Raw genomic sequence first — 11,261 nt, forward strand, 5'->3', positions numbered from 1 at the left:
CCCATCCGAACCGGCCGGAAGGGTCGAAACGCGGCTCGCTCTCGCGATCCACCGTTTTGTTCTCGACTTGTTCACGGCTGTTAGAACTATTCTAAGCGCTCTTCATCTAGGGCGCGCATGGTGGCGCCGTCAAGGGTGGCCGGGTTTCGAGCAGGCATGCGCCCGCTTTCTGCCCGCCCGCGCCGGCACTGCCGCAAGAAGCGGTGAGACGATGCCAGAGGTTATCTTCAACGGGCCCGCAGGCCGGATCGAGGGCCGCTACCAGCCCGCCAAGAAGCGGGGTGCGCCGCTCGCGATCATCCTCCACCCGCACCCGCAATTCGGCGGGACGATGAACAACCAGATCGTCTACAACCTGTTCTACACCTTCGTGAACCGCGGCTTCTCGGCGCTGCGCTTCAATTTCCGCGGCGTCGGCCGCAGCCAGGGCCATTTCGACCATGGCGCGGGCGAGCTTTCGGATGCCGCCGCGGCGCTCGACTGGATGCAGGCGCTCAACCCCGAGGCCAAGAGCTGCTGGATCTCCGGCGTCTCCTTCGGCGCCTGGATCGGCATGCAGCTCCTGATGCGCCGCCCGGAGATCGAGGGCTTCCTCTCGATCGCGGCGATGGCCAACCGCTACGACTTTTCGTTCCTGGCGCCCTGCCCGTCCTCGGGCCTGTTCGTCCATGGTTCGGAAGATCGCGTCGCCCCCGTCAAGGAGGTGATGGCGGTGATCGAGAAGGTGAAGACCCAGAAGGGCATCCAGATCGAGCATACGGTCGTGGAGGGCGCCAACCACTTCTTCGACGGCAAGGTCGATGTGCTGATGAGCCAAGTCGGCGCCTATCTCGACGCGAAGGTCGGCCCGGAGATCCTCAAGACCGAGCAGGAACAGGCCTGAGCCTGCCTGCTCAAGGAGACGGGCGGACCAGCCCCCGGCTCGACGCCATGACGGGCAGCGTCATCTGCGCTGCCCGCGCCTCCGCCAGAATCCAGTCGCGAAACAGCCTGATCTTGCGCTCGCGCTGGCGCTCCGTCGGGTAGACGATCCAATAGGCCCATTCGTCGCGGACCGCGTGCTCGACCGCATAGACGAGCCGCCCGGCCGCGATGTCGTAGGCAAAGAGCTCCGGCACGGCCATCGCGACGCCATGCCCGCGCATCGCCGCCTGGACGCTCATCGCCTGCATCTCCAGCGACATCGTCCGCCCGCCCGGCCGGGGCATGTCGAGGCCGAGATCGGCGAACCAGTCCTTCCACGCCCCCTCTTCGGCGCTGAGCATCGGCGCCCGTAGCAGGTCGGCGGGCTCCCGCAGCTGCAATCGCTCGCGCAGTTCCGGCGAACAGAGCGGTGCGTAGTGGCAATCGAACAGCTTTTCCGCCGTCACGCCCGGCCATGAGCCCGGTCCGTAACGCACGGCGAGATCGACGGCCTCGGTGGTGAAGTCGACGAGATGCTGGGAGGTCCGGACCCGCACGGCGAATTGCGGATTTTCCATCTGGAACTGAGCCAGCCTTGGCGACAGCCAGGTTATTGCCACCGTCTGCAATGACGAGATCGTCAGAACCGTCTGGTTCTCCTCGCAGATGTCGCGGAACACCGTCCCGATATCGGCGAGTGCCTTGCCGACCGGCCCGGCGAGCCGCTGGCCGATCGTCGTCAGCACGACCTGGCGCGGCTGGCGCAGGAAGAGCGGCGCTCCGACCCGATCCTCCAGCAAACGGATCTGATAGCTGACGGCAGCTTGCGTCATGCCGAGTTCCTCGGCGGCGCGGGTGAAGTTCTGGTGGCGGGCCGCAGCCTCGAAGACGCGGACCGCGGCAAGGGGCGGAAGCTTGGGCGGCGGCGGGTGCGAGGGCATGCCGAAGCATAAGCCCTGTTTATGGCAGGTGACAATCTTCCGCTTTGTGCCGGCGCGCTGTCTGGCTCAGATTCATCCTCACAAAGCGGGCGGTAGCGCCCGCTTCCGAGAGGATACCCATCATGACCTGCGCCTCCCATGCGGCGCCGCTGGAGACGTCCGGTGGCTCGTCCCTTCTGCACGGCTTGCTCATGCTTTGGCAGCGCCGCGCGTCTGCGATCCGCATCCAGCACCGTCTCGCGATGCTCGACGACCGCGCGCTTTGCGATCTCGGCCTTTCGCGCGATGTCGTAGAGCCTCCGAGCCCACGCGACGCCGCCGATATCTGGCTCGACCGCATCCCCGGATGAGGCTTCACCGCAAAAGCGATTTCCACTTTTCGGCCCGATGCTCTAGACGACGGCGGAACGACCTCCATCAGATCGCAAGCCGCCATGACCATCTACAAGTCCGATTTCCTGCGCGTTCTCGACGAGCGCGGCCTCATCCATCAGGTCTCCGATGCGGAGGGCCTCGATGCTTTGTGCCGGCAGGGAACGCAGACGGCCTATGTCGGTTATGACGCGACCGCGACCTCGATCCATATCGGCAACCTGATCTCGCTGACGATGCTCTACTGGTTCCAGGAGACCGGTCACCGCCCGATCACGCTGATGGGCGGCGGCACCTCGATGGTCGGCGACCCGTCCTTCCGCGACGACCAGCGCAAGCTGCTCACCGTCGAGGAGATCGCGACTAATATCGAGAGCATCAAGCGGGTCTTCGGCCGCATCCTGCGCTATGGCGACGGGCCGACCGACGCGATGATGGCCAACAACGCCGATTGGCTCCTGAAGCTGAACTATGTCGAGTTCCTGCGCGATGTCGGCCGACATTTCTCGGTCAATCGCATGCTCTCCTTCGATTCGGTGAAGCTCAGGCTCGACCGCGAGCAGTCGCTGTCCTTCCTCGAATTCAACTACATGATCATGCAGGGCTATGACTTCGTCGAGCTCAACCGGCGCCATGGCTGCCGCCTGCAGATGGGCGGCTCCGACCAGTGGGGCAACATCATCAACGGCGTCGACCTTTCGCACCGGATGGGCGGCCCGCAGCTCTACTGCCTGACCACCCCGCTGCTGACGACCTCGTCCGGGGCCAAGATGGGCAAGACCGCCAATGGCGCAGTCTGGCTCAATGCCGATGTCTTCAGCCCCTATGATTTCTGGCAGTATTTCCGCAACACCGAGGACGCCGATGTCGGCCGCTTCCTCAAGGTGTTCACGCGCCTGCCGCTGGACGAGATCGCCCGGCTGGCCGCGCTTGGCGGCGCCGAGCTGAACGAGGCCAAGAAGATCCTCGCGACCGAGATCACGGCGATCGTCCATGGCCGCGAGGCGGCCGAGGCCGCCGCCGAGACCGCGCGCAAGACCTTCGAGGAAGGCGCGCTGGCAGCCGACCTGCCGAGCGTCGCGATCGCGCGCGCCGAGATCGAGCCCGGCATCGGTGTGCTCACCGCCTTCGTCAAGGCGGGTTTGGTGCCCTCGACCGGTGAAGCCCGCCGCCAGGTCAAGGCGGGCGGTCTGCGCGTCAACGATGTGGTCGTTACGGATGAGCGCGCCTCGCTCGGCCTCGCGGACCTCTCGTCGGAAGGCGTGATCAAGCTCTCCTTCGGCAAAAAGAAGCACATCCTGCTGCGCCCGGAATAAGGACGCGGCGGTAGCGCTATCGCTATCGGGCTTGTGTCCTCCCGCACGCGCTGCAGCACGAAGTGCTGCTGCGCAGATGCGGGATCGTCATCAGGATAAGGCGCCTTCTCGTCACACGGTCCCGTGTCTGCGGCGCACCGCTGCGCGCTGCACCGCGCACGGGATGACAGACGCCTCTCGATGACACGCTTACCGCCTCAACGCGGCTGCGTCTGCCTGGGCTGAACCGGCTTCTGCGCCGGCGCGCCGCCGAGCGGATCGACGAAGCGGCGCAGGATGCCGGGCGCTAGCGCCGAGAGCGGGTTGATCGACATGGTCGGCGCGCTGGCCGCGCCCGAGATCCGGAAGTTCACCGCGAAGAGCCCGCCATACTGGCTGCCGCCGCCGAGCAGCGCCCCGACCACCGGCACCTGCGCGAAGGCGTTGTTGAAGGCGTAGCCCGGCACGAAGGTCCCGCCGATATCGACGCGGTCCCGGCCGTAATCGACATGGCCCTGCAAGGTGAAGCCGACCTGCTGGCCCCAGATCACCATGTCGGACACGTCGAGCCGGCTGGCGGAGCGGGTGAACTCCGCCTTGAGCTTGGTGAAGGCGACCTCGCTGACATCGATCCGCGGCTCGGCCGGATTGTCGCCGGCGAAGGCGGTCGACGACTGCGCACCAACGACCCGGCGCAGCGCGGGCTCGTCACGGACCATGAAATTGCGGAACAGCAGGTCGCCGCTCTGGTTCTCGCCAGGGCCCAATGTCAGCATGAGGTCGCCGCCATAGGCCTTGTTGTAGAGGTCGAGGAAGCGCAGCAGCGATCCGCCGTTCTCGGACTGGACGACGAGCTGCCCGCCCTCGCCCTGGCGGCCCTGTCGGGCGCTGACATCGGCCTTGCCGATCCGGCCCTGGAAATTGGCGCTGCGGATTTCTCCGCCGCGCTTGGCGAATTTCAACGTGCCGCTGGTGATCGCCTCGTTGTTGAAACCGGTCAGGATCGGCACGTCGAGATCGACATCGTAGTCAGCACCCTTGCCGCCGGACTTGTCGCCCTTGCCCGCCGAACCGGGGCTTTGCAGGTCCTTGATGAAGGGGCGCAGGTCCGCAACCGCGCCGCGCACGACCAGCTTGACGACAGTGCCGTCCCGCTTCGCATCGATCTTCAGGTTGTCGCCGGGCGACAGGCGGAATTGCGAGAAGCTCGCCGCGTCGAGCCCATTCTGCTTGTTCAGCTCGATCCGCCCCTTGATCAGGGTCGAGCCCGCCTCGAGCGAGAAATCTTCGAGATCCGGCCCGTCCGCATCCACGACATAGGCGAAGCTGACCTTACCGGGGCGCCCGGCCGGCTTGTTCAATCCGGGCAGGACCCCGTCGAGCGCGACCTTGGAGAGGTCGACCTCGATGCGGGGGGGCTGCTCCGGGCTCTTGCCGAGCGGCTTCGTCACCTTGACCGGCAGCGTCCCGGAAATCCCGCTATCGGCACTGAAGCCGCGCCGCTGTCTCGCGGCCGCGTCGAGCGCGAGCTGCAAGGTGGCCTCGCCCTGTCCCTTGCCATTCTGCTTGAGCTCGACCTGCGCCTTGTCGCCGCCAACCCGCGCATCGCCACGCAAGAGAAGCCCGTTGCGGTCGACATTGACGGTGAAAGCGCCGGCTTCGAGTTTCTCCGTGCCCAGGAGCGTGTCGGAGGCGACATTCGCCAGCGTGCCCGTGCCGGTGACGATGACCTCGTCCGGCTTGAGGTCGTCGGCAAGCGGCAGCGTGATGCCGACCTTGAGATCACTGGCGCCCTTGATCGCGGCGGGGTCGATCTTGCCCGGGCTGAAATCCTTGAGCGACGGGAAGGCGAACAGCGCCGCCAGCGCATCCATCGAGCCCAGCGCGCGGAAGCCGATCCGGGCCTGCGCGCGGAGCTGGTTATATTCCGGCATGGCGAAACTGCCTTCGCTCAACTGGAGCTGGCGGCCGCCGCCGAGATCGGCCGTCGCCTTGCCGATCGCGAGCTGGACGGTGCGCCCCCCCACACGGCCGGACACGGTCGCGTCGACCAGCGGCGGCAGGCCGGGATCAGGCAGATAGCGGACGCGGTCGGCATCGATCATCACCGAGAGCGCGGTGTCGGGCATGCCCTCGCCCTTGAGCAGCCGGGCATGGTCCTCCGGCGCCAAGTCGAGATCGACCGACAGCGTCTTGAGCCGCCCGGCGGCGAGCTGCCGCCGCAGGGTGTCATGCACCTGCGGCGAGGTGAAAGCCGGCCAGATCGCCAACAGTGCACGGGCATCGGAATTGACTGCCTTGATGGCGAAGCGCTGCAGCGGGGAGCTGTTCACGCGCTGGACGAAGGCCGAGAGGTCGACCGAAGCCAGCGGGCCGCGCAGCGAAGCCGAATCGATGGTCATCGCATTATTGGCCGGGTCGAACTTCAGCGCGGCCTTCAGGCTGTCGATCTGGACCGGCGGGTCGGCATCGACGCCCGCGAGCTGGCCCTTGGCATCCAATGCGATGCGCCAGCCGCCATTGTCCTCGCGCAGCGAGCCCGTCGCCGAAAACTGCGTGGCGCCGGCCTTGATCTCGCCGCGGGTGATATTGAGTTCGGAGAGATCCCCTCCGCTCGCCAATTCCAGATCGGCGGAATCGACCGCGAAGGACGAAATCGGGGCGTCGGGGAAACGCAGCGTGCCGGATCGGACCCCGACCCGCGCCGTGATCGACTTCTTGCCGTCCAGAGACTGCCGCAGGGTCGCGCGGCCTTGCAGCGGCAAACCCTCGACGCGGATACCGCCCGTCCCGAAAGCGAGTTCAACGGCCTCTGCGGGCTCGAAGCGGATGATATCGATATCGGCGCGCTGGGTGCCGTCGGCCTCGGTGGAAAGATCGGCCGCAAGCTCCTTCCAGCGCTGGCCGGTGCGCCCCTTCATCGTCATCCGGGTGCCGCGATCGGCGATGCGCGTCAGCTTGATCTCGACATCCTCGAGCCCGGCCTTCTGGCGCCCGTCGGGGTCGACCAGGGAGAGCCGCGCGCCGTTCATGCCGGCTTCCTCGAGCGAGCCCAGAAAGCCGTCGCCGCGCGCCAGGGTCGAGATCGCCCCCATGATGCCGGTGAAGGCATTCCATTGCGCGGCATCGGGCAGGGTCGGTTGCGGCGGCGTCTCGGCCGGCGCGGAATCGGCGTTGACCACGAGCGCGCCGTCCTTGGTAACGCCGAGGCGAACATTGACGCCGCGCAGATCGACCGAGACCAGCTTGATATCGCCCGTCAGCAGCGCCAGCGGCGCATAGCCGAGCACGGCCTCCGGCGCCCGGATCACGGCGCCGCTGACATGCTGGAACGAAACTTGCCGGACCCTGAGCTGCGAACGCCCATCGATGCGGCCAAGCTCGGCCGAAGCCGCGGTGACCTTCCAGTCGGGACCGAGCCGCTCCTCGATCGCTGCGGTGATACGGCCCTCGAAGCCGGATAGCGGAACGATGCCGGTGACCATGAGGGTTGCGGCCGCTCCCGCCAGCACCAGCACGGCGACGGTGACCGCGACGCAGATGGTGACGAGGCCGGCCTTGGCCCGCCGCGTCACGGTCTCCACATCGCAGGCCTCGCTCTTGGGCAAGGTCTCTCCCTGCCCCGCAGCCGCAGCCTTTGCTTCCTGGTCCGACAAAATCCGCGTGGTCCTCTTCGGCGCCAGTGCCGGTTGGTGTCAGGGTGCGGCCGATCGCTCCTCACCGCAATCCCGGAAGGCGGCTGGAATGTCGATGCGGCCAGGCAAAGCGATTCGGCAATCCGGAAACGAGAACGCCCGACGATTCGTAGGGTTCCGCCGCGAGGCAGCTTGCCAAGCCGGGCCGCGGGCTCCATGCAGGGGGAAGGCGACGAAAGGAAGGCAGCTGCCATGGCTTTGCAGGAAGGTGACCCCGCACCCGACTTCACGCTCCCGCGCGATGGCGGCGGCGAGATCAGCCTCGGCGCGCTGCGCGGCCGCAAGGTCGTGCTCTACGCCTATCCCAAGGACAACACCCCGGCCTGCACCGAGGAGGCGATCGCGTTCAATCGCCTGCGCGGGGAATTCGCCGCCTGCGGCACCGAGATCATCGGGGTTTCGCCCGATTCCGCGAAGAAGCACGTCAATTTCAAGCAGAAATACGAGCTCGACTTCCCGCTCATGGCCGATGAGGCGCAGGCGCTGGCGAATGCCTATGGCATCTGGGTCGAGAAGAGCATGTACGGTCGCAGCTATATGGGGGTCGAGCGCTCGACCTTCCTGATCGATGCGGAGGGGCGCCTCGCCCGGATCTGGCGCAAGGTGAAGGTCGCGGGCCACGCCGAGGAGGTGCTCGCCGCAGCGCAAGGGCTGTGAAGGTTTAAAGAATTGCGCGGGCGTTGCATGGGCCTGAATTTGCGAAAGATTAACCCTAACAATGTCTGATGACGGTATCGGCAGCGTTATTTCCGGTTCCGCGTATGCATCATCAGTCCCAACCCGCCCCCGCCCTTCCGGCCATCGGTCTGGTCTCCCACAAGACCTATACGCTGCGTCGCTCGACGATGCTCGTGGGGCTGGCCTGGCTGACCTTGAGCACGGCCTGCAGCGGCGCCGCCGGCTGGTACATCCTCAGCCGCGACGACCTCGCCGCCCGGCTGATCGCCCGCGAGACGACGCGTCAATACGCCTACGAGGATCGGATCTCCGCCTTGCGGGCCGATATCGATCGCTATGCCAGCCGCGCCCTCCTCGATCAGGACGGCGTCGAATCACGGGTCGACGAACTCGCCAGCCGGCAAGCCGAGCTGGAATCGCGCCAGTCGCTGGTCGCGGCCCTCACAGACACCATGCAGTCCAACGGCCTGATGCCGGCCGCCGCGAAGCTGCCGCTGCGCTCGCAGGTCATCAAGCCGGGCGAGCCAATCCGCGCCTCCGGCGTGACGAGCTTCGCGCCGATCCTGCCGAACAAGCCGACGCCGGCCCCCGAGGCACCCTCGCTGCGCGGCGCCGATGGCGGCGGCTGGCAGTCCGGCGAGACCCCGCCCGAGCCGCCGGCCAAGCGGGTCGACGCGGCCCTGACCAAGCTCGACGGCGCGATGGCGAGAACCTCGGATGCCCAGCTCGCGGCGCTGAAGGACATGGACGAGACCCTGGCAGCGACCCAGAAGCGCCTGCGCAACGCGCTCTCTGAGACCGGGCTCGATGCCGAGCGCCTCGCCGCACCGGCCACGGCCGCCGGCGGCATGGGCGGCCCGCTCATCCCTGTGAAGCTCGATTCGTCGGAAGGCGCCTTTGCCGCGACCCTCAACGCTCTCCAGCCGCGCATGGCCTCGGTCATTCGCCTGCGCGGCGTCATCGACCAGTTGCCACTGGCCCGGCCGATGGCCGGCGATCACGACTTCACCTCGAATTTCGGCTACCGCACCGATCCGTTCACACGTGGCCTCGCCATGCATACCGGCGTCGATTTCCGGGCCGAGACCGGCTCCCCGATCATGGCGACGGCGCCCGGCAAGGTCGTGGCCGCGGAATACAATGGCGGCTACGGCAACATGGTCGAAGTCGAGCACGCCAATGGCTTGAGCACCCGCTACGCCCATATGTCGGCGATCTCGGTCTCGATCGGGCAGATGGTGAAGGCCGGTACGGTGGTCGGGCGAGTCGGCACCACCGGCCGCTCGACCGGCCCGCACCTGCACTACGAAACCCGGATCAACGATGAGCCGGTCGACCCGACCCGCTTCCTGCGCGCCGGCGGCAAACTGCTCGCGAACGCCCTGTAAGCCTCTGATCCAACAAAAAAGCCGCGCAGGTTGCGCGGCTTTTTCTGTTTCGGGGGAAACGCCGTCATCCCGGCCGGAGCGAAGCGGAGAGCCGGGATCCATGCCTGAGTCTCGATGGGTACCGCTCCGGCATGGATCCCGGGTCAAGCCCGGGATGACGGCGCGGTTCCGCCAGGAAGCCGGCAGCTTCCTAGTCGATATCCTCGACCTCGACCTCGGTGCCGTAGACGCGCTGCGCCAGCGACGCCTCCATGAAGGGATCGAGAGCGCCGTCGAGCACTTCGGACGGCGCCGTCGAGCTGACGCCCGTGCGCAAATCCTTCACCAGCTGGTAGGGCTGCAGCACATAGGAGCGGATCTGGTGGCCCCAGCCGATATCGGTCTTCGAGGCCTGCTCGGCATTGGCCTTTTCCTCGCGCTTCTTCAGTTCGACCTCGTAGAGGCGGGCGCGCAGCATGTCCCAGGCCTTGGCCCGGTTCTTGTGCTGGGAGCGCTCCTGCTGGCAGGAGACCGCAATGCCGGTCGGGATATGCGTGATGCGCACCGCCGAATCCGTCGTGTTGATGTGCTGTCCGCCGGCACCCTGCGCACGATAGGTGTCGATGCGGCAGTCCGATTCGTTGATGTCGATGACGATACGGTCGTCGACGACGGGATAGACCCAGATCGAGGCGAACGAGGTCTGTCGCCTGGCGTTCGAATCGAAAGGCGAAATGCGCACGAGGCGGTGCACGCCCGATTCGGTCTTCAGCCAGCCATAGGCGTTGTGGCCTTTGAACTGCAGCGTCGCCGACTTGATGCCGGCGGTGTCGCCGTCCTGATATTCGAGCGTCTCGACCTTGAACTTGCGCCGCTCGCCCCAGCGCCGATACATGCGCAAAAGCATCTCGGCCCAGTCCTGGCTCTCGGTACCGCCCGCGCCGGGATGGATTTCGACATAGGTGTCGAGCATGTCGGCCTCGCCCGAGAGCAAGGTCTCGACCTGGAGCCGGGCAGCTTCATCCTGGACGGCCTTGATCGCCTGCTCGCCCTCGGTGACGGTGGCGTCGTCGCCCTCCATCTCGCCCAATTCGATCAGAGTCAGCGCGTCGTCGAGCTCGCGCTCGAGCTTGATGATCCCCTCGATCTGGGTCTCCAGCGAGGTGCGCTCGCGCATCAGCTTCTGCGCGGCTTCGGCATCGTTCCAGAAATCGGGTCCCTCGGAGAGGGCGTTTAGTTCCGCTAGGCGGCGCTGGGCTTGATCCCAGTCAAAGATGCCTCCTCAGCAGTCCGATCGACTGCTTGGCGTTATCGAGCTGCGTCTGGATTTCGGGGCGCATGATTCCGTCTGGACGTCCTTGTGGGATTGCTTGGTGGCTGAGATAGGGGCGAACGCGCCGGCTGTAAACGCCCGAGACATCGCCGGAGCGTAACAGCAGGATCATCGCCCTCAAAAGACGACGCCCGGAGCGAGCCCCGGGCGCCTGAAATTGCCAGGCGGATGCTCAGTAGAGCCCGCCGGTGCCGGAGCCTACGGCGCGGCCGCCGCCACCCGGGCCGACATTGAGCGGCGCGCTGCCGTCGCCGGCGGCACCGATCACCGAATAGCTGTCCGGCGGCGCCGTGCCCGGCTTGAAGGCCTCGAGGATGCCGCCCTCTCCGCCGGCGCGCATGCCGGTGCGGGGATCGACGCGGATCAGCTTGATGCCGGCCGGAACGCGGAACGGCGTCGCCGGCTTGTCCTTCAGCGCGACGGTCATGAAGTCGCGGAAGATCGGCGCGGCATACTGGCCGGCGGTCGCCGAGGTGCCGAGCGATTTCGGCTTGTCGAAGCCCATATAGACGCCGACGGCGAGGTCGGGCGAGAAGCCGACGAACCACACGTCCTTGGCGTCGTTGGTCGTGCCGGTCTTGCCGGCGAGCGGCTTGCCCACGGACTTGACCACGGTCGCCGTGCCGGCGTTGACCACGCCTTCGAGGATCGAGACCATCTGGTACGCCGTCAGCGGG

Annotated in this window: 9 protein-coding genes; 5 read left to right on the forward strand and 4 right to left on the reverse strand. The window is 66.7% G+C overall.

The genetic code is table 11. The features are described from left to right. Nucleotides 1-211: 211 nt before the first annotated feature. Complete coding sequence (locus JHD80_RS18055) at nt 212-883, forward strand: alpha/beta hydrolase (protein ID WP_199090157.1); 672 nt, start codon at nt 212-214, stop codon at nt 881-883. A gap of 10 nt (nt 884-893) precedes the next feature. Here the strand turns inward: JHD80_RS18055 and gcvA are convergent, their stop codons facing one another. Next, nucleotides 894-1,844, reverse strand: a complete 951-nt coding sequence (gene gcvA / locus JHD80_RS18060; protein WP_199090159.1) for a transcriptional regulator GcvA — start codon at nt 1,842-1,844, stop codon at nt 894-896. Between the two features lie 122 nt (nt 1,845-1,966). Here gcvA and JHD80_RS18065 point away from each other — a divergent pair, with 122 nt between their 5' ends. Together JHD80_RS18065 and tyrS are read left to right on the forward strand one after the other, a co-directional pair. Next, nucleotides 1,967-2,194, forward strand: coding sequence for a hypothetical protein (locus tag JHD80_RS18065; RefSeq protein ID WP_199090161.1), 228 nt, complete (start codon nt 1,967-1,969; stop codon nt 2,192-2,194). A gap of 84 nt (nt 2,195-2,278) precedes the next feature. Beyond that, nucleotides 2,279-3,532, forward strand: coding sequence for a tyrosine--tRNA ligase (gene tyrS / locus JHD80_RS18070; RefSeq protein ID WP_199090163.1), 1,254 nt, complete (start codon nt 2,279-2,281; stop codon nt 3,530-3,532). Nucleotides 3,533-3,729: 197 nt separating this feature from the next. Here tyrS and JHD80_RS18075 read toward each other — a convergent pair whose 3' ends face one another. Further along, a complete protein-coding gene (locus tag JHD80_RS18075) occupies nt 3,730-7,119 on the reverse strand; it encodes a YhdP family protein (protein ID WP_199090165.1) in 3,390 nt (1,129 codons plus the stop codon). A 279-nt stretch (nt 7,120-7,398) separates the two neighbouring features. Between JHD80_RS18075 and JHD80_RS18080 the strand changes: the two genes are divergently transcribed. Beyond that, nucleotides 7,399-7,863: a peroxiredoxin gene (locus tag JHD80_RS18080; protein ID WP_199090167.1), complete on the forward strand. Its 465-nt coding sequence runs from the start codon at nt 7,399-7,401 to the stop codon at nt 7,861-7,863. Nucleotides 7,864-7,967: 104 nt separating this feature from the next. Continuing rightward, on the forward strand, nt 7,968-9,272 hold the full coding sequence (locus tag JHD80_RS18085; RefSeq protein ID WP_248311630.1) for a peptidoglycan DD-metalloendopeptidase family protein: 1,305 nt from the start codon (nt 7,968-7,970) through the stop codon (nt 9,270-9,272). A 190-nt stretch (nt 9,273-9,462) separates the two neighbouring features. Here JHD80_RS18085 and prfB read toward each other — a convergent pair. Further along, nucleotides 9,463-10,591 (reverse strand): peptide chain release factor 2 gene (gene prfB, locus JHD80_RS18090; protein ID WP_199090168.1). Its coding sequence is split into 2 segments (ribosomal slippage): nt 9,463-10,521 and nt 10,523-10,591, totalling 1,128 coding nucleotides; the frame shifts between segments, so codons are not numbered across the junction. Nucleotides 10,592-10,756: 165 nt separating this feature from the next. Beyond that, nucleotides 10,757-11,261, reverse strand: a 505-nt coding sequence (locus JHD80_RS18095; protein WP_248311631.1) for a penicillin-binding transpeptidase domain-containing protein, incomplete at its 5' end; no start/stop codon positions are given.

The sequence above is a fragment of the Allobosea sp. ASV33 genome, from assembly GCF_016428755.1.
GTDB lineage: Bacteria > Pseudomonadota > Alphaproteobacteria > Rhizobiales > Beijerinckiaceae > Allobosea.